At 71.6% G+C, this 17795-nt stretch carries 17 protein-coding genes; 13 read left to right on the top strand and 4 right to left on the bottom strand.

The features are described 5' to 3' along the window. Positions 1-15: 15 nt before the first annotated feature. Together EXE59_RS20520 and EXE59_RS20515 are read left to right on the top strand one after the other, a co-directional pair. A complete protein-coding gene (locus EXE59_RS20520) occupies positions 16-1647 on the top strand; it encodes an MFS transporter (RefSeq protein ID WP_246057094.1) in 1632 nt (543 codons plus the stop codon). Next, positions 1644-2447 carry an SDR family NAD(P)-dependent oxidoreductase gene (locus tag EXE59_RS20515; RefSeq protein WP_135840556.1) on the top strand — a complete coding sequence of 268 codons (804 nt, stop codon included), beginning with the start codon at positions 1644-1646 and terminating at the stop codon, positions 2445-2447. Before EXE59_RS20520 ends, EXE59_RS20515 begins: the two co-directional genes overlap by 4 nt. Positions 2448-2473: 26 nt before the next feature. Here the strand turns inward: EXE59_RS20515 and EXE59_RS20510 are convergent, their stop codons facing one another. From EXE59_RS20510 to EXE59_RS20495, 4 genes are read right to left on the bottom strand one after another with little or no spacing between them, the layout of a single operon-like run. Then, positions 2474-4033 (bottom strand): aldehyde dehydrogenase, encoded by a 1560-nt coding sequence (locus tag EXE59_RS20510; protein ID WP_135840555.1) that lies wholly within the window; start codon positions 4031-4033, stop codon positions 2474-2476. A 37-nt stretch (positions 4034-4070) separates the two neighbouring features. Then, entirely contained in the window at positions 4071-4505 is a 435-nt protein-coding gene (locus tag EXE59_RS20505) for a nuclear transport factor 2 family protein (RefSeq protein WP_168218617.1), read from the bottom strand. A 37-nt stretch (positions 4506-4542) separates the two neighbouring features. Beyond that, the gene (locus tag EXE59_RS20500) at positions 4543-5019 is read right to left on the bottom strand and encodes a nuclear transport factor 2 family protein (protein WP_135840553.1); all 477 of its coding nucleotides are present in this window, start codon (positions 5017-5019) and stop codon (positions 4543-4545) included. Position 5020: 1 nt separating this feature from the next. Further along, the gene (locus EXE59_RS20495) at positions 5021-5509 is read right to left on the bottom strand and encodes a nuclear transport factor 2 family protein (protein WP_135840552.1); all 489 of its coding nucleotides are present in this window, start codon (positions 5507-5509) and stop codon (positions 5021-5023) included. A 247-nt stretch (positions 5510-5756) separates the two neighbouring features. On the opposite strand from EXE59_RS20495, the gene EXE59_RS20490 reads away from it, so the two are divergent. The 11 genes from EXE59_RS20490 to EXE59_RS20440 all read left to right on the top strand — a co-directional run bounded on the left by EXE59_RS20490 (position 5757) and on the right by EXE59_RS20440 (position 17747). Further along, positions 5757-7691, top strand: coding sequence for an oxidoreductase (locus EXE59_RS20490; protein ID WP_210429085.1), 1935 nt, complete (start codon positions 5757-5759; stop codon positions 7689-7691). Positions 7692-7798: 107 nt separating this feature from the next. Beyond that, the gene (locus tag EXE59_RS20485; protein WP_135840550.1) at positions 7799-8590 is read left to right on the top strand and encodes an enoyl-CoA hydratase/isomerase family protein; all 792 of its coding nucleotides are present in this window, start codon (positions 7799-7801) and stop codon (positions 8588-8590) included. A 54-nt stretch (positions 8591-8644) separates the two neighbouring features. Next, positions 8645-9037, top strand: a complete 393-nt coding sequence (locus EXE59_RS20480) for a Zn-ribbon domain-containing OB-fold protein (RefSeq protein WP_135840549.1) — start codon at positions 8645-8647, stop codon at positions 9035-9037. Next, positions 9034-10188, top strand: a complete 1155-nt coding sequence (locus EXE59_RS20475) for a thiolase family protein (RefSeq protein WP_135840548.1) — start codon at positions 9034-9036, stop codon at positions 10186-10188. The genes EXE59_RS20480 and EXE59_RS20475 overlap by 4 nt, the downstream gene beginning before the upstream one ends. Further along, positions 10185-11384, top strand: a complete 1200-nt coding sequence (locus tag EXE59_RS20470; protein ID WP_135840547.1) for an acyl-CoA dehydrogenase family protein — start codon at positions 10185-10187, stop codon at positions 11382-11384. The genes EXE59_RS20475 and EXE59_RS20470 overlap by 4 nt, the downstream gene beginning before the upstream one ends. Next, positions 11381-12361: a phosphotransferase family protein gene (locus tag EXE59_RS20465; protein ID WP_135840546.1), complete on the top strand. Its 981-nt coding sequence runs from the start codon at positions 11381-11383 to the stop codon at positions 12359-12361. Before EXE59_RS20470 ends, EXE59_RS20465 begins: the two co-directional genes overlap by 4 nt. A 42-nt stretch (positions 12362-12403) precedes the next feature. Beyond that, positions 12404-13630 carry an acyl-CoA dehydrogenase family protein gene (locus EXE59_RS20460; protein ID WP_135840545.1) on the top strand — a complete coding sequence of 409 codons (1227 nt, stop codon included), beginning with the start codon at positions 12404-12406 and terminating at the stop codon, positions 13628-13630. After that, on the top strand, positions 13627-14397 hold the full coding sequence (locus EXE59_RS20455) for an SDR family NAD(P)-dependent oxidoreductase (RefSeq protein WP_135840544.1): 771 nt from the start codon (positions 13627-13629) through the stop codon (positions 14395-14397). Before EXE59_RS20460 ends, EXE59_RS20455 begins: the two co-directional genes overlap by 4 nt. Beyond that, the gene (locus EXE59_RS20450) at positions 14397-15164 is read left to right on the top strand and encodes an SDR family NAD(P)-dependent oxidoreductase (RefSeq protein ID WP_135840543.1); all 768 of its coding nucleotides are present in this window, start codon (positions 14397-14399) and stop codon (positions 15162-15164) included. The genes EXE59_RS20455 and EXE59_RS20450 overlap by 1 nt, the downstream gene beginning before the upstream one ends. After that, on the top strand, positions 15161-16243 hold the full coding sequence (locus EXE59_RS20445) for an alcohol dehydrogenase catalytic domain-containing protein (RefSeq protein ID WP_246056942.1): 1083 nt from the start codon (positions 15161-15163) through the stop codon (positions 16241-16243). Before EXE59_RS20450 ends, EXE59_RS20445 begins: the two co-directional genes overlap by 4 nt. A 4-nt stretch (positions 16244-16247) precedes the next feature. Then, positions 16248-17747 (top strand): class I adenylate-forming enzyme family protein, encoded by a 1500-nt coding sequence (locus EXE59_RS20440; protein WP_135840542.1) that lies wholly within the window; start codon positions 16248-16250, stop codon positions 17745-17747. The last annotated feature ends 48 nt before the right edge of the window (positions 17748-17795 follow it).

Here is a 17795-nt window from a genome sequence, read left to right as displayed (position 1 = left end):
CGGGACGTGGTGCCGATGTCGGCCGAGGGCCCTCCGGGCACGTTCGCCGCGCTCCGTCGGCGCCTGTTCGCGCTGCTCCTCACCGTCCAGCTGGTCAACGCGACTGCGGTGTGGTCGCACGTGGTGACGGTGCAGTGGATGCTGACCGAGCGCGGCGAGTCCGCGACCGTCGTGTCGCTGGCGCCCGCGGCCATGGCTCTCCCGTTCCTCCTCCTCGCCCTCCCGGTCGGTGCGGTCGTCGGCTTCGCCTCCCGCGAGCGGCTCCAGGCGGTCGCGATGCTCGCGTCCGCCGTCTCGGCCGTCGTCGGCGCGCTGCTCGGGGTCGCCGGGATCGACGACGCCGCCCTGCTGGTCGGCACCGTCCTGGTGGTGGGCGCCGCCCTCGCCGTCGTCGGCGTCGCGTGGCAGTCGCTGATCACCGAGCTGGTCGGCCGCCCGATGCTCGGGTCGGCCACGGTCCTCGACGGCGCCGTCTACAACGTCGCCCGTGCCGTCGGGCCGCTCGTCGCCGGCATCGGGCTGGGGCTCGCCGGGTCCACCAGCACCTTCCTCGTGGTGGCGGGCGCGTTCACGGCCTGCGGCTCGGTCTTCCTCGTCGTGGAGACGCGGCGCCCCGGGCGGCGGGAACCGCGACGCGCGATCCTGCCCGACATCGTCCAGGCGCTGCGGTTCGCGCAGTACTCGCCCTGGACGCGCCGACTGCTCGCCCGGATGGTGCTCTTCGGGCTACCGGCCAGTGCGCTCTGGGCATTGGTCTCCCTGGTCGCCCATGACCGGCTCGGCCTGGATTCCCGCGGCTTCGGAGTGGTGATGGCGCTGCTCGGGTCGGGCGCCGTGGTGGCCACGTTCGTCCTCCCGCCGCTGCGTCGCCGACTCCCCGTCCCGGTGTTCGCGGCCGCGGGCTCGTCGGCGTACGCCCTGACGATGCTGGTCCTCGGCACGAGCACCAGCCCGGTGCTCGTCGGCGGCGCGCTGGTGCTGGGGGGCGTCGCCTGGGTCGGCGTGCAGAGCACCTGGATGATGCTGGCCCACCAGGCGATGCCCGACTGGGTGCGACCGCGCATCATCGCGCTGCTCCTCTTCCTGTTCCAGGGGACACAGGCGGTCGGGGCGCTCCTCTGGGGCTTCGTCGCCGATCTGGCCGGACTGCCCGGCGCCCTGCTCGCGGCGACCATGCTCATGGTGCTCTCCGTGCTGGTCCTCCTGAGGGCGGGGCTCGGTTCGAGTGTCGGCATCGAGCCCGACCTGGCCGACGTGGACGCCGTGCTGCACGGGCGCCTCGCGGCCGCAGGCGACGGCGAGCTCGAGGTTCGCTACGAGTACGCCGTGCCGCACCCGCTCCGGGACGCGTTCGGGGAGGCGATGGGGCGCCTGCGGATGTCCCGGCTGCGGCTGGGGGCCCGTGACTGGTTGCTCGCCCCTCACCCGGACGAGCCAGACGTCTTCGTCGAGACCTACCGCGTCCTCAGCCGCCATGACCTCGTCGAGCAGGAGTCGGTCCGGCTCACTGTCCCGGAGGCGCGCCTGCGCACCGCTGTCCGGGCCGCGGCCACCGAGGTGTGCGGCCCCCTGATGTCCTCCGCACCCGCGCGGGACCCGAGAAGACGGGCCGACCGTGGTCGGACCCGGAGAGGATCTCCCAGATGAGCCACAGCACCACCTCCGTCGCCCCCGGCCGATTCCAGGGCCAGGTCGCCCTCGTCACGGGAGGCGGCTCCGGGATCGGTGCCGCCGTCGTCCGACAGCTCTCCGCCGAGGGCGCGCGGGTCCACGTCGTCGACGTGGTCGCGGCCTCGGCCGGCTCGGTCGCCGTCGAGGTCGGCGGTGCCGCCCACGTGGTCGACGTGACCGACGGAGCCGCGGTCGACCGGCTGGTGGCCGACGTGGTGGCGGCCGACGAGCACCTCGACGTGGTGGTGCACTGCGCAGGCGTGGACGACCCGCAGGCCAAGGCCTGGCTGCAGGAGGCGCGGGAGTCGGGGGACCCCGTCGACGTGATCGGCCGGATGACGGAGGAGACCTGGCGTCGCGTGGTGGCGGTGAACCTCGACGGCACCTTCCACGTGCTGCGCGCTGCGGTGCGCGCGATGCGACCCCAGCGCAGCGGGGCCATCGTGACGATCGGTTCGTCCGCCGCCTTCGACACCCTCGTCGGCTACCCGGCGTACGCCGCCTCCAAGGCCGGCGTGCACGCGCTCAGCCAGTCGGTGGCCAAGGAGGCGATCGCCCACGGCATCCGGGTCAACACGGTGGCACCCGGGCCGGTCGACACCCCCATGGCAGCACGTACGCCGGGCGCGGTGCGGGACGCGCTGGCCGCGACCGGCGCGATCGGGTTCGCCAGCCCCGAGCAGCTCGCCGACACCGTCTGCTACCTCGCCTCCGCGGGCGCGGCCAACGTCGTCGGCGCGGTGCTGCTCAGCAACGGCGGGCGGTTCACCGTCTGATCACGAACCAGACCTCCGGTTCCACGTCAGGCGATGCCCGGGCCAGCTCCCGACGGGATTCCGGCGACCACTGCCTCAGGGAGGTCGGTGGTCGGATCGACGGAGATCGTCTTGGTGACGAAGTACTCCTCGATGGCGGCAGTTCCATGTTCCCGCCCCAAGCCCGACTGCTTGTAGCCCCCGAAGGGGGAGCCGAGGTCGGCCGCGAAGCCGTTCACCGAGAACGTCCCGGTCCTGATCTTGTGTGCGATCTCGAAACCCTTGACGGGGTCCGCGGTGAACACCGAACCCGACAGGCCGTACTTGCTGTCGTTGGCGATGCGGACCGCGTCGTCCTCGTCCTCGTACGCGATCAGTGCGGCAACGGGTCCGAACACCTCTTCTTGTGCGATCGTCATGTCGTTCGTGACGTCGGTGAAGAGCGTCGGCTCGATGTACCAGCCCTTGTCGAGATGCGCCGGCCGCCGGCCGCCGAACCGGAGGGTGGCACCCTCGTCGATCGCCCGCTGGATCCTCTCCTCGATGCGGTCGCGGTGCGCTTCGGAGACCACGGGCGCGATCATCGTGTCCGCCTCGAAGGGGTCGCCGACCTTGAGCGAGGCGAAGGCCTGCTCGAACGCGGCGGCGTACTGCTCGTACTGGTCGCGATGCACGAGGATCCGCGTCTGGGCCACACAGCTCTGGCCGGAGTTGGCGATCACGCTGGCACCCATGATGGCGGGGACGGCCTGCTCGGGATCCGCGTCCGGCAGCACGATGGCAGCTGACTTTCCTCCGAGCTCGAGAACCACGGGGCGTACCAGCTCGCCGCAGGCACGGCCGATGGCTCGACCGACTTCGGTCGAACCTGTGAAGCTGACCATGTCCACGCCGGGGTGGGTCACCAGGTAGTGGGACATCTCCGCCCTGGCCGCGACGATGTTGAGGACACCTGCAGGCATGCCGACCTCGGTCATCAGGTCACCCACCGCGAAGATCGCCAGAGGGTTCGCCTCAGGCACTTTCAGGACGACCGTGCACCCGGCGATGAGCGCCGGGCCTGCCTTCTGGCCAACGGCTGGGAGGGCGAAGTTGTAGGCCGGGATGGCGGCGACCACGCCGCGGGGCTCCCTCACGACCAGGCTGCGGCCAGCCATGGGGATGACACTGCCGCCGCTGGACCCGCCGGACAGGTAGGTCAGGTCACTCCGACGGACCTCCGACAGCTGCAGGGACTCTGCCAGCTCGGCGTTGTAGTTGAAGCTCATGGTGGCTGAGACGGCCTCGTACACCTGCGAGAGGAAGAGGGTGCAGCCGAGCTCCTCCGAGATGAGCTCGGCCAGCTCGCCGGCCCTGTCGTGCAGTGCCGTGGCGAGCTTGCGTACGTAGCCGGCTCGTTCTGCCGGGGCGAGGCGAGGCCAGTCAGTCTCGTCGAAGGCACGACGCGCGGCTGCCACGGCCGCGTCGATGTCGTCCCGGTCGGCGGCAGGGACCGTGCCGATCACCTCCTCGTTCCGGGGCGACACCACATCGAAGTGGTCGTTCGATCTCGATTCACGCCACTGTCCGTCGATGTAGAAGCCGGTGTAGGTGCGGTCCAGGGCCATGCGTCGTCTCCGTTCTCGGGTGGGAGTCAGGCCGGGGTCAGTAGTTCTCGAGCTGGGGCGGCATCAGGGGGCTGATCCTGCGGGAGGCGATGCGCCAACCATCGGGAGTACGTCTGTAGACGTCCTCGTTCATGCAGAAGCACTTCACGGTCGCGCCCTCCTTGTTGTGCCCGTCCTGGAGCAGGTAGTTGCTGCCGCAGGCCTGGTCCGGGCCGTCGAAGTCGATGATGAAGTTGCTGAACAGGTGCATCTGGTCAGCCATGACCTCCTGGTTGTGCGCGAAGAAGTCCCGGATCGCCTCCGTCCCGCTGTAGCTCTCGAGGCCCATGGGCCCGGCGTCGAACACCGCGTCGGCGGTGTAGGGAGCCATGAGCGCATCCATGTCGAAGGTGTCGAGACCCTTGGCGTAGCGCGCGGACAGCATCCGGATCTCCTCGATGTCTGCCGCCCGGGTCGTTGCGTCGGTCGTCATGCTCGTCATTTCGTCTCCTGTCGAGTGGTTGTCCATGTCAGTCGGTTGCTGCTTGACGCTCGAGGAAGCCGTCGTTGAGCATGCGCTGGGGCCAGACGAAGTTGAGGCTCTGGCGCAGGATCTTCCAGTCGCCATCCGTGCGCTGGTACTCCTCCTCGTAGACCCCCAGCCAGTAGAGAGGGTTACCGCCCTCGCGCATCTGGTCGCCGGTCACGAAGTCGAGGAGGTAGACCAGCCCCGTCGCGCTGTCGGGTCCAGTCAGGTCCACCACGTGGTTCACGACCACGTGGAGATTGGAGAAGTAGCCACTTGCGTAGAAGGGCTGTTCGGCCGCCGCAAAGCTCTCCTTGTAGCGCGATCGATCGGTCCAGCTGCCGTACGGGCCGAACTCGCACACGGCATCGGGGTGGTAGAGGTCGACCAGGTCATCCAGTCGGCCCGCGTCCAAGTAGGCGGACCCGCGGATCCGAAGCGCCTTGATCGTCTCGATCTCGAGGAGCTCGTCGATGTTCATCTCAGCGGGCTTCCGCGCGCGGTGCCGGCCAGCCCGGAACGGCGGGACCTCGTCCGCCGACTGCCGCCAGGTAGTCGGTCTCGGCGGGACGCCGATCGCCGTAGAGGATCTCGAAGACCAGGCGGGAGATCTTCCATGTCCCTTCGTGGCGCACGACCTCGTTGTGGTACCTCGCGACGAGGAAGCAGACCTCGTCGTCCCCGGCGAACTTCTCGTAGGAGGTGTGGTAGACGAGCGCCGTGGCCCGGTCACCTTCGACATCGACGTGGTAGACGTTCAGCAAGTGGTGCTGCCATTCGCAGGACTTGGTGAAATCGGACATCCACGAGATGACGTTGTCCGCGCCCCGGACCGGATCAGCATTGCCGTACTGAGCCCAGAGGTCGGGGTGCAGGACCTCGCTCAGGCGGTGCATCTGCCCCGAGTCGACGCTCGATGCATAGCGGTAGTGGATGTCCTCGATGGCCTTGAGATCACGCAGGTCGCTCATGAGCGCTCCTCCGAAGCGAGGGTAGGCGCGGTCGCGCCGACCAAAGTGAATTAACTTCAGGGCTGAATCAAGTTCAACGTAGAAGTAGGCACGTCATGTGTCAAGGGTCACAATGCGGAGGCACGGGCGGGTTGCCAACGGGCGCATTGGCTCCTAGGCTGACATGAACTCACTTCAATTCACACGTTCTTCGATGCTACGCGACGGAGGTCGACCATGCCGATCAGAAGTGGCTCGCGGAGTCCCGGTGACTGACGACTTCCCGCACGTCTTCTCGCCGTTCCGGCTGGGAGCGCTCACCCTGCGCAACCGCCTGGTCGCCCTCCCGGCCGGCACCAGCATGGCCGAGCGCGGCGTGCCCACGCGTGGCGACACCGAGCACTTCGAACGGCTCGCAGCAGGCGGCGTCGGTCTCGTCATCGGTGGTGCGACGGTCGTGCACCCGACCACGACGCTGCGCTCGCGCAAGCTCGTCGAGGCCTACCGCGACGAGTTCGTCCCCGCGACCGCGGCCAAGGTCGAGGTCATCCACCGACACGGCGCGCGCTTCATCGGCCAGCTGTGCCACCTCGGCCGGGAGTTCATCGGAGGCGAGTCCGACGCACCGCCCGTCGCGCCGTCCGCCCTCAAGACCGTGCGCGACGCCTACCCGCCCCACGAGCTCACCGTCGCCGAGATCGACGACATCGTCGAGGGCTGGCGGGTCTCGACGGCGAACCTCGTCAGGGCCGGCGCCGACGGAGCGGAGGTCCACGCGGCCCATGGCTACCTCCCTGCCCAGTTCATGTCACCGCTCACCAACCTGCGCACCGACGGCTTCGGCGGCTCTTTCGGGAACCGGCTGCGGTTCACGCGCCTGGTCCTCGAGGCCATGCGCTCCGAGGCCCCCGCCGGCTTCGTCCTCGGCGTCCGCCTCAGCGGGGAGGAGGAGATCCCCGGCGGGATGGGCATCGAAGACTGTGTGCGCGTCGCCGAGCACCTCGCCGGCCTCGGGGTCGACTACTTCAGCATCACGCACGGCACGCGCGGTGCCTACGTCAAGGACTCCACGCACCCGGACGCGGTCGCCGTGCCGTCGGCCGCGCGTGTCCGTGCGGCCACGGGACTGCCGGTCCTGGTGGGCCAGCGGATCCGTGACGTCGCGACGGCCGAGCACGTCGTCAAGTCCGGTCACGCCGACCTCGTCGGGATGGCTCGCGCCCTCATCGCCGACCCGGACCTGCCGGTGAAGTCTCGGGAGGGTCGGCTCGCCGAGGTGCGTGGGTGCCTGGGTGTCAACCAGGACTGCCGGGCCTTCGACCCGCACCTGCACTGCGCGGTCAACGCGGAGGTGGGCCGGGGTCGGCACGCCAACGTCGGGGTGCCCGTGGCGAGGCCCCGGGAGGTGTACGTCATCGGTGGCGGGCCGGCGGGGCTGGAGGCTGCTCGTGTGGCCGCCGGGCGCGGTCATCGGGTCACCGTCTTCGAGCAGTCCGACCAGCTCGGCGGTGCCGTACGGGTCGCCGCGGCCTCACCGCACCGCGCCACGCTGATCGACATCGTCGACCATCTCGCCCACGAGATGAAGCGGCTGCGTGTCGAGGTCAACCTCGGGGCGGGGATCGACGCCGACGACCTGGCCGAGATCCGCACGTTGGCGGACCACGTGGTCCTGGCGACCGGGTCTGCCCCGGCGGCGCAACCAACGGTCCTGGCCGATCGCCCGGCCGCGACGGTGGACGAGGTGCTGTTGGCGCGGCAGCGGGAGGTGCCCGGACGACGGGCCGTCGTCTACGACGAGGGTGACGGGTTCTGGCCGGCGTACAGCGCGGTCGAGGCCCTCCTGCAGCAGGGCTGGCGGGTCACCTTCGCCACGCCACTCACGGCGCTCGCCTCCCGGGTCCCGCACGAGAGCACGGCACCACTGCTGCGCCGGCTCGGGGCCGGGGGGGCGCAGCTCCATGTCGCGCATGAGCTGGTGGTCCCGGAGGACGCCGGCGAGCCACTTGTGCTGCGCCCGGTCTTCGGAGGACCCGACCTGGAGCTGCCCGCATCGCTCACCGTGTGGCACCGGCCCCGCGTCGTCGTCGCGCCGTTCGGCCTGGCGGCCGGTCCGGGTGTGAGCGTCATCGGGGACTGCGTGACTCCCCGTCGCATCAGCCACGCGATCGCGGAGGGCTACCGCGTCGGCGCCGAGATCTGAGCCGGGATCCGGGTCGTTCCGGGCTGCGTCCGCGGCGTGCTTGACATCACCTTGAAGTGAGTTCAAACTAAACTGAATCCAGTTCGGTTCTGAAAGGACGCTGCACAATGGCCATCGACACCGACCACGTCATCCTCGAGAAGGACGGCAACGTCGCCCGGGTGTGGCTCAACCGCCCCCACAAGAAGAACGCCGTCACGGTGGAGCTGCTCCACCGCCTGGACGAGATCATCAAGGAGGTCGACGAGGACCCCGAGCTCAGGGTGCTGGTCCTGCGCGGCGTGCAGAACCAGTTCTGCTCCGGCTTCGACCTCGACGAGCTGCTCTCCGACTTCATCGGCACCACCACCGCCATGGACGTCGCGGTCCTGTCGGCCCAGGTGTGCGACCGGCTCTACCAGATGAACACGCCGTCGGTCGCGGTCCTCGAGGGTTACGTCACCGCGGGTGGCTTCGAGCTGATGATCTCCTGCGACTTCGCCATCGCCGACGACGACGCCAAGATCGGTGACTTCCACATCCGGCGCGCCCTCTTCGGCGGTGCCGGCCCGATCTACCGCCTCCCGCGGATGATCGGCCTGCGCAAGACCAAGGAGCTCATGCTCACCGGCAAGCTCCTGTCGGGCCAGGAGGCCAAGGACTTCGACCTCATCAACGACTCGGCGCCCGCCGAGGAGCTCGACAAGCGCGTGGAGGACTTCATCTCCACGCTCACCGACAAGAGCCCCTACATGATGAAGCTGACCAAGATGGCCATCAACCAGGGCCTCGATGCGGACGTCCGCTCGCTGATGATCATGGAGCACCTCGCCGTCGGCAACGCGCTGCAGTCCGCCGATGGCAAGGAAGGCGTCCAGGCCTTCCTCGAGAAGCGCGACCCGGTGTGGGTCGGCCGCTGACGCTGCCGACCGACCCTGCGTCACAGCCCAACTGGAGCACACGGAGGAGATGGAGTGAGCGTCGAGACGACCCTGCGGGGAAGCCGGTGCGCCGGGTGCGACAACGTCGCGTTCCCCGTCGCCGTCGGCTGCCAGCGCTGCGGCAGCGCCGAGGTGACAGCCGTCGACCTCACGGGGCGCGGCACCGTCTGGTCGCACACGGTCCAGCGGTTCGCTCCCAAGTCACCTCCCTACGTCCCCCCGGCGGAGGGCTTCACGCCCTTCGCCGTGGGGTACGTCGAGCTGCCGGAGGGCGTCCGCGTCGAGGCGGTGCTCGACTGCTCCGACCCGGCCGAGCTCGTGGGTGCCGAGGTGGTCCTCGTGGCCACCGAGCCCGTGCCCCGCTTCGCCACGCCGGCCTGGCTCGATCGCACGTCGGCGCCCTCGCCCCAGGAGCAGGCTCGATGAGCTCCGTGTCGATCATCGGCGCCGGACTGTCCCGCTTCGGCCGTCAGCCCGGCGTCTCCGGCCGGCAGATGGCGCTGCACGCGATCCACGCCGCGCTCACCGACGCCGGCATCGGCTGGCCCGACGTCCAGGTCGCCTTCGGGGGCAGCGACGGCTCGGGACTCGCCGACACCCTCGTCGCCGACCTCGGCCTCACGGGCATCCCCTTCACCAACGTGAAGAACGGGTGCGCGACAGGCGGCAGCGCCCTCGTCGCCGCGGTCAACGCGATCCGCTCCGGAGCCGCCGACGTCGCGCTCGCGGTCGGGTTCGACAAGCATCCCCGCGGCGCCTTCGACCCCCGGCCCGAGGACTGGGGCCTGCCTGCTGGCTACGGCGAAGCGGGCCTGATGGTCACCACCCAGTTCTTCGCGATCAAGATCGCCCGCTACATGCGCGAGCACGGGATCTCCGAGCGGACCCTCGCCCGGGTGGCCGCGAAGTCCTTCCGCAACGGCTCGATCAGCCCCAATGCCTGGCGCCGCGAGGCGCTGTCGGAGGCGGAGATCGCCGGGGCGCCCATGGTCAACGACCCCCTCACCCAGTACATGTTCTGCTCACCCGGCGAGGGTGGCGCGGCGATCGTCGTGGCGTCCGCGGCCGCCGCCGAGCGCCTCGGCGGCCGGCCGGTCCGGCTCCGCTCCGTCGCCACCCGCACGCGCGGCTTCGGCTCCTTCGAGGTGTTCGCGCCCTCGATCCAGGGCGGCGGGACGCCGTCGAGCGTGAGCACCGACGCCGCCCGCGCCGCGTTCGAGAGCGCGGGCGTGGGCCCTGGCGACATCGACGTCGCCCAGCTCCAGGACACCGAGGCCGGCGCCGAGGTCATGCACCTCGCCGAGTGCGGGTTCTGCGAGCACGGTGAGCAGGAGGAGTGGATCCTCCGCGGCGAGACCGATCTCGGCGGCCGGCTGCCGGTCAACACCGATGGTGGCTGCATCGCCAACGGCGAGCCCATCGGGGCGTCCGGGCTGCGACAGGTGCACGAGGTCGTCACCCAGCTGCGCGGCGAGGCCGGTGAGCGCCAGGTGCCGGGTGCGCCACGACTCGGATTCACCCACGTCTACGGCGCACCCGGCATCAGCGCCTGCACCGTCCTGGAGGCCGTGCGATGACCCACGACCGACCCGACCTCGCGACCTTCGAGGAGCATGCGCGCGCGTGGCTGGCCACCGTCGCGGACCGTCGGACGACGCGCGCCTGGGGCACCGGCAGCGACTCCGTCTCGGTCTTCGAGAACTGGACCGAGGACGAGGAACGCGCCGAGACCGACCGGATCCGCGCCTACGAGCAGGCCAGGTACGACGCCGGCTTCGGAGCGATCACCTGGCCCGCGGCATACGGCGGGAGCGACCTCCCGACCTCCTACCTGCTCGCGTTCCGTCGGGTCGAGGCCGAGTTCGACGTGCCGCGGCGCACCGAGATGTTCCCCGTCACCCAGCAGCTGGTCGCCCCGACCATCGACCAGTGGGGCACCGAGGAGCAGCGGGCGACGTACGTCCGCGCGATGCTGCGCACCGACCTGATCGCCTGCCAGCTCTTCTCCGAGACCGAGGCCGGGTCCGACCTCGCGGCCGTGCGCACCCGGGCGGTGCGCGACGGGGACCGGTGGCGTCTCGACGGGCACAAGGTCTGGACGTCGGGCGCGCGCGTCGCCGACGTCGGCGTCGCCGTCACGAGGACCGACCCGGACGCCGCCAAGCACGCCGGCCTCACCGTCTTCCTTGTCCCGATGGGCGCCCCGGGCGTCACGGTGCGCCCGATCCGGCAGATGACGGGCGGCACCTCGTTCAACGAGGTCTACCTCGACGGGGTCGTCCTCGACGACACGCACCGGCTCGGCCCGGTGGGCGACGGCTGGAAGGTCGCCCTGACGGTGCTCGCCTCGGAGCGGCTCGACTCCGGCACGCTCGGCCTGGAGAACGCCGACCGCGCAGTCGAGCTCGCGCGCCACCTCGACCGACCTCTGACCGAGATCGAGCGCGACGCCGTGGCCGATCTCGTGACCCGCAGCTATGTCCAGCGCCTGACCGGCATGCGCGTGGCCGCCTCCCTCGTCGCTGGCAACGACCCCGGCCCGGAGGCATCGGTGGGCAAGCTCCTCGCGACCGACACCATGGCCCGCACCTCCGAGGTCGCGCGGCTGCTGCTCGGCGCCGCCCTCACCGCCGACGACGGTCGCTGGGGCACCTGGGCATGGACCGAGCACGTCCTCGGTGCACCGGGCTACCGGATCGCCGGGGGCACCGACGAGATCCAGCACAACATCCTCGCCGAGCGGGTGCTCGGCCTTCCCCGGGAGCCACGATGACGACACCGGCCGACACCGACGTGCTCGCGGCCCGGGTGGTCGCCGCCCTCCGAGAGGCGGGTCTCGACGGCGAGGCCTCGGCGATGGAGCCGTTGCCCGGCGGGCACTCGGGCCTGACCTATCGGGTCGCTGTGGGCGACCGGGAGCTGGTCGTCAAGGCCGTGCCGCCCGGCCAGCGCGCCGTGGGCAGGCACGACATGCTCCGCCAGGCCCGGATCCTCGACGCGCTCGCCGGCACCGACGTCCCTGTCCCGGCCGTCCGCGCCAGCGAGGACCCCGGCGACGGCGAGGGCCAGGGGTGGTTCGCCATGGACCTGGTCCGGGGCGAGGCCCTCGAGCCGGTGCTCGACGACCCGGCCGTCCCCGCTGACCTGGCCGCGGCCCGGATGCGCCGGGCGGCCGAGGTGCTGCCCCGGCTGCACGGCGTACCTCTCGACTCGCTCCCGGTGGACTCCGAGCCGCTGCACCCCTTCGACGAGCTGGCCCGTTGGGTGCGCACGATGAACGCGGTCCCCGAGGAGCTCGTGCCGGGCGCCGTCGACCTGCGCCGGGTCCTGTCGGCGGACGTCCCGGACCCTGTCGACCCCGTCCTGGTCCACGGCGACTACCGCCTCGGCAACATCATCTCGGCCGGCACCGAGCCGGCTGCCCTCATCGACTGGGAGATCTGGAGCCCCGGCGACCCGCGGGTCGAGCTCGGCTGGTTCCTGGTGTTCGCCGACGGGTCCAACTTCCCCGGCGTGGGTCGCGAGGTCCCCGGCCTGCCCTCGACCGCGGAGCTCGTCGGGCTGTACGCAGGTCCCACCGAGCTGCCCGACCTGGCGTGGTTCGACGCCTTGGGGCGATTCAAGATGGCCGCGATCATGGGCCACAACCTGCGACGCCACCGCGAGGGCCGCCACCACGACCCGGACCAGGAGAAGCTCCCGGCCACCATCGAGCGCCTCATCGCCACCGGCCGCGACCGCCTGTCCTGACCTCCCCGAGAACCCACCGAGAACTCACCGAGAGAGAGCCCCGTGGACTTCGAGTACTCCGCCCGCACCGCCGACCTGGCGGAGCGGCTGCACGCCTTCATGGACGAGCACGTCTATCCCGCCGAGGCGGTGTACGACGCCCAGGTGGCGGCCAACGCCGACATGCACGAGCAACCGCAGGTGATGCGCGAGCTCCAGGTGATCGCCCGCGAGCAGGGCCTGTGGAACCTCTTCATGACCCACGGCGGCCTCGGCGCCGGCCTGACGAACCTCGAGTACGCCCCGCTGGCCGAGATCGTGGGGCGGTCGATCATCGGCAACGAGGCCATCAACTGCTCCGCACCCGACACGGGCAACATGGAGATCCTGGCCATGTACGGCACGGCCGAGCAGCGGGCGCAGTGGCTCGACCCGTTGCTCGACTGCTCGATCCGCTCCGCCTTCGCGATGACGGAGCCCGACGTGGCGAGCTCCGACGCCACCAACATCACCTCCACCATCCGCCGCGACGGTGACGAGTACGTCCTCAACGGACGCAAGTGGTACACCTCCGGCATCCTCGACCCGGACTGCAGGCTCGTGATCTTCATGGGCAAGTCGGACCCCGACGCCGACACCTACCGGCAGCAGTCGATGGTCCTCGTCCCCGCCGACGCCCCGGGCATCGAGGTCCTGCGCGACCTGCCGATGTTCGGCTTCCGCGACCGGCTCGGCCACGGCGAGGTCCAGTTCACCGACGTCCGCGTCCCGGCCGCCAACATGCTCGGCCAGGAGGGTGACGGCTTCGCCATCGCCCAGGGCCGCCTGGGGCCGGGGCGCATGCACTACGCCATGCGGGCGATCGGCATGGCCGAGCGGGCCCTGCAGCTGATGTGCGAGCGCGCGCAGGCCCGGGTCGCCTTCGGCGGGCCGCTGGCCGACCAGGGCGTCGTGCGCGAGTGGATCGCACGCAGCCGGATGGAGATCGACCAGATCCGGCTCTACACCCTCAAGGCCGCCTGGCTGATGGACACCCGCGGCAACGCCGCCGCGCGCACCGAGGCCGCGGCCATCAAGGTCGCCGCGATGGAGACCGCTCACGACGTGGTCGACCGGGCCGTGCAGACCTGGGGGGCTGCCGGCGTCAGCGGCGACACCGTCCTCACCCGGTTGCACGCCATCACCCGCGCCCTCCAGATCGCCGACGGTCCCAACGAGGTGCACCTGCGCACGATCGCCCGCCGTGAGCTCGCGCCGTACAAGCACCTGCGGGCGGAGGTGTCCCGATGACGGGCACGGGTCAGGCGGGCGAGGTGGCCGGCAAGGTCGCGCTCGTCACCGGAGCCACGCGAGGACTCGGTCGCGCGATCGCCCAGGCGCTCGCCGAGGCCGGTGCGACCGTGATCGTCTCCAGCCGCAAGGCCGAGGCCTGCGAGCAGGTGGCCCGGGAGATCACGGAGGCCACCGGCGTCCGCGCCTTCCCCCTGGCCCTGCACGTGGGCGACTGGGACGCCATCGAGCCAGCAGTGGACCGGGTGGTGCGCGACCACGGCCGGATCGACGTGCTCGTCAACAACGCCGGCATCGCGCCGCTCGCGCCCAGCGCGTACGACGTGGGCGAGGCGCTCTTCGACAAGACCGTCGACGTCAACCTCAAGGGCCCGTTCCGGCTGATGGCCGTCGCCGGCCGGCACATGTCCCGCGCGGGCTCGGGGTCGATCGTCAACATCTCGAGCATCGGGGCGGAACGACCCAGTCCGCCGGAGGCGACGTACGCCGCGACCAAGAACGGGCTCAACGCGCTCACCCGCGCGTTCGCCCAGGAGTACGCCCCCACCGTGCGCGTGAACTGCGTGATGCCGGGCGCGTTCGCCACGGACATGGCGCAGGGCTGGGACGAGGAGTTCGTCGGCCTCGTGGTCGACCGCCTGCCCGCCGGCCGGCTGGGCGACCCCCGGGAGCTCGCCGACATCGTCGTGCACCTCGCCTCGGACCGGTCCGGCTACACCACCGGTGCCCTCATCCCGGTCGACGGCGGCCGGACGGCGGTCTACTGATGACGCCCGACCTGCCCCGCGCCTTCGACCTCACCGGACGGGTCGCCGTCGTGACCGGCGCGTCCTCCGGCCTGGGGGACGGCTTCGCCCGGACCCTGGCGGCGGCCGGGGCGACCGTGTTCGCCGCGGCCCGTCGGGCCGACCGGCTCACCTCCCTCGCGGCCGAGGTGCCCGGACTCGTCCCGGTCGAGTGCGACGTGACCGTGGCCGAGGACCGGGCGCGCCTGGTCGCCGCGGCGTCGGAGATCAACGGCGGGATCGACGTGCTCGTCAACAACGCCGGCCGGGCCGGCCCCCCGGACGCCCTGACCGAGTCGGCGGACGAGTTCGACGCCATCCTCGGGGTGAACCTCTCGGCCGGCTTCCATCTCTCGGTGGCGGTCGTCTCCGGCCTGCCCGAGGGACGCGGCGCCTCCATCGTCAACGTCTCCTCGGTCGTCGGCCTCGTGTCGACGGCACCGATCGGCGGGGCCGGGTACGCCGCCTCGAAGGCCGCCGTCATCGGCACCACCCGCGAGCTCGCCGGCCAGTGGGGCCGGCGCGGCGTACGCGTCAACGCGATCGTGCCGGGCTGGTTCGACACCGAGATGACGGCCGGTCTCTTCACCAACGAGAAGTCCGCCGGCTGGGTGCGGCGGGGGACCATGCTGGGGCGAGGTGGCCGTGAGGGGGAGGTCGACGGAGCGCTGCTCTTCCTGGCCTCGGACGCCTCCAGCTATGTGACCGGCCACGTGCTCACCGTCGACGGAGGGTGGACAGCGAGATGACGACGGACCTGCCCGACACGATGCGCGCCTGGCGCCTGCTCGACCGGGGCACACCGCCGGTGCTGCAGGAGGTGCCGGTGCCGCGACCCACCGGAGAGCAGGTGCTGCTGCGCGTCGAGGCGGCCGGCCTGTGCCACTCCGACCTCCACCTGATGGACGGGGCGGCCGGCGCGGTGCCGTTCGCACCGCCGTACACGCTGGGCCACGAGGTGGTCGGCACCGCCGTCGCCACCGGCAGCGACGCCGGCGAGGTCTCCGGCAGGTTCGCCGTGCACGGGATCTGGGCGTGCGGGTCGTGCCGGCAGTGCCGGCGCGGCCGGGAGAACTACTGCACCGCCCTCACCCGGTCGATCGGTTGCGGCATCGGCCGCGACGGCGGCCTGGCCGACTACATGCTCGTGCCCTCGCCCCGCCACCTGGTGCCCGTCGGCGACGGCGACCCGGTCGCCCTCGCCCCGCTGACCGACGCGGCCCTCACCGCCTTCCACGCGATCAGCCCGCACCGCGACGCCCTGGCCGAGGCGCTGGTCGTGGTCATCGGCGTCGGCGGACTCGGCCACCTGGCCCTGCAGCTGCTGCACGACACCGGGACGACGGCCCTCGTCGCGGTCGACCCGCGACCCGAGGCCCGCGACCTGGCAGCGGAGCTCGGCGCCACGCACGTCGCCGGGTCGGCCGAGGCCGCCATCGCCACCCTGGCGACCCTCGACGGGGGTGCCGGCGCGGACCTGGTGCTCGACTTCGTGGGCTCGCCCGACACCCTCGGCGCCACCGACCTGCTCCTCGCCCCCGGCGGCAGCTCCGTCGTGGTCGGCTCGGGCGGTGGCAGCCTGACCGTCGCGAAGGGCGGCACGCTCGCCCGCGGGTGGACCGTCTCGGCTCCCTTCTGGGGCACCCGCGCGGACCTCGTCGAGGTCGTGGCACTGAGCAGGGCGGGCCGGGTGCACGCCGAGACCGAGACGTACGCCCTCGCGGACGCGATGACCGCCTACGAGCGGCTCCGCGCCGGCCAGGTCCGCGGTCGTGCGGTGGTCGTCCCCGGAGCGCCGCCGACCCACACCGACACCAGGAGGACGTAGAGCAATGCAGAAGCTGGCACGCGAGATGGCCGAGCGCGCGGCCGCGACCCCGGACCAGGTCGCGGTCGTCGACGGCACCGGCGTTCACACCCTGGGCTCGGTCGTGCGCGAGGCGACGGCCCTGGCCGGGATCCTCGAGGAACGGCCCGGGGGAGCGCCGACGGTGCTGGTCCAAGCCGACAACACCTGGCGCACCCTGGCCGCGGCCGTCGCCGTCGGACTCCGGGGCGGGACGATCGCGGTGGTCAGCGCCCACGCCACGCGCTCCGAGTTCGCGATGGCGCTGGAGGACCTCCGTCCCGACGCGGTCCTCGCCGGTCCGGTCGCGATCGCCACCTGGGACGCGCAGGACGGGTTCGAGCACGTCGGCGACGTGCTCGACGGCTGGCCCGTGCTGGTCGCCACCGGCGGTCCGAGCCTGGGGCCGGCTCGCTGGCGGGGAGGGTGCGTCGTCGCGATGACGTCCGGCTCCACCGGCCGACCCAAGTGCGTCGTGCAGTCCGAGGACGCCCTGCGCTATGCCGGCCGCGCGACCATCGAGGCGGTCGGGCTGACTGCGGGCGACCCCGTCGGGGCACTGGTCCCGCTGTCCTCCGTGGCGGCGTTCTGCTTCGGCATGCACCTCCCCGCGATGCTCGGCTCGCCCATGGTGTGCCTGGAGAAGTGGCAGCCCGACGAGGCCGTCCGGCTGATGCGCGAGGAGCAGGTCGCGTGGACGATGCTCGTCCCGACGATGGCCCTGCAGCTCTCGCTGGTCGACGGCTCCGAGGGCGCACTCGCGTCACTCAAGGCGCTCACCGTCGGCGGCGGCCCGATGAACGCCGGCGCCCTCGAGCGCGCCGAGAGTCACCTCGGCACGCGGTTCCTCCGGGTCTTCGGCATGTCGGAGGCGCTCGGCCACACCACGCCGCTGCCCGCCGAGGACGCCGACGTACGTCTGGGCCGCGACGGCCGGCCGTTCCCGGGGACCGAGGTGCGCGTCGTCGACGACGCGGGCAGCGTGCTGTCGCAGGGAAGCGTCGGTCACCTCCAGGTGCGCGGCCCCTCGATGTTCGTCGGCTATGCCCGCGACGGCGTCGCCCAGCAGCCCGGCGTGACCGAGGACGGGTTCCTGCCCACCGGTGACCGGGCGCGCGTCAACGAGGACGGCACGCTCAGCATCCTGGGCCGTGAGAAGCAGGTGATCATCCGCGGCGGTCGGAACATCGACATCAACGAGGTCGAGGCCGCCGTCGCGGCCATCCCCGGCGTCGCCCAGGTGTGCGTCGTCCCCGTGCCGGACCCGTTGCTGGGGGAGCGGGCCGCGGCCCTGGTCGTGATGGGGGCGGGCGACCTCGACATCGACGACGTGCGCCGCCACCTGGCCGAGGCCGACTTCCCGAAGTTCAAGTGGCCCGAGTTCGTGCACGTCGTCCGCGACCTGCCCCAGAACCGCGTGGGGAAGCTGAACCGCGGCGAGGCGACCACCCTGGCCGAGCGTCTGACCGGGAGCGTCGTGCAGTGAACAGGGTGTCGGTGCTTCCTGAGTTGAAGTCGCCTCAGTTACCCTGTC

The organism is Nocardioides eburneiflavus (assembly GCF_004785795.1).
In the GTDB taxonomy this organism is placed as follows: Bacteria; Actinomycetota; Actinomycetes; order Propionibacteriales; family Nocardioidaceae; genus Nocardioides; species Nocardioides eburneiflavus.
This window is presented reverse-complemented; position numbering and strand designations above follow the sequence as displayed.

Bases quoted from the DNA above. Each gene is read 5' to 3' on its own strand.
- EXE59_RS20520 (WP_246057094.1), top strand. From the start codon at position 16: ATGTCGGCCGAGGGCCCTCCGGGCACGTTCGCCGCGCTCCGTCGGCGC.
- EXE59_RS20515 (WP_135840556.1), top strand. From the start codon at position 1,644: ATGAGCCACAGCACCACCTCCGTCGCCCCCGGCCGATTCCAGGGCCAG.
- EXE59_RS20510 (WP_135840555.1), bottom strand. From the start codon at position 4,033: ATGGCCCTGGACCGCACCTACACCGGCTTCTACATCGACGGACAGTGG.
- EXE59_RS20505 (WP_168218617.1), bottom strand. From the start codon at position 4,505: ATGACGACCGACGCAACGACCCGGGCGGCAGACATCGAGGAGATCCGG.
- EXE59_RS20500 (WP_135840553.1), bottom strand. From the start codon at position 5,019: ATGAACATCGACGAGCTCCTCGAGATCGAGACGATCAAGGCGCTTCGG.
- EXE59_RS20495 (WP_135840552.1), bottom strand. From the start codon at position 5,509: ATGAGCGACCTGCGTGATCTCAAGGCCATCGAGGACATCCACTACCGC.
- EXE59_RS20485 (WP_135840550.1), top strand. From the start codon at position 7,799: ATGGCCATCGACACCGACCACGTCATCCTCGAGAAGGACGGCAACGTC.
- EXE59_RS20475 (WP_135840548.1), top strand. From the start codon at position 9,034: ATGAGCTCCGTGTCGATCATCGGCGCCGGACTGTCCCGCTTCGGCCGT.
- EXE59_RS20470 (WP_135840547.1), top strand. From the start codon at position 10,185: ATGACCCACGACCGACCCGACCTCGCGACCTTCGAGGAGCATGCGCGC.
- EXE59_RS20465 (WP_135840546.1), top strand. From the start codon at position 11,381: ATGACGACACCGGCCGACACCGACGTGCTCGCGGCCCGGGTGGTCGCC.
- EXE59_RS20455 (WP_135840544.1), top strand. From the start codon at position 13,627: ATGACGGGCACGGGTCAGGCGGGCGAGGTGGCCGGCAAGGTCGCGCTC.
- EXE59_RS20450 (WP_135840543.1), top strand. From the start codon at position 14,397: ATGACGCCCGACCTGCCCCGCGCCTTCGACCTCACCGGACGGGTCGCC.
- EXE59_RS20445 (WP_246056942.1), top strand. From the start codon at position 15,161: ATGACGACGGACCTGCCCGACACGATGCGCGCCTGGCGCCTGCTCGAC.
- EXE59_RS20440 (WP_135840542.1), top strand. From the start codon at position 16,248: ATGCAGAAGCTGGCACGCGAGATGGCCGAGCGCGCGGCCGCGACCCCG.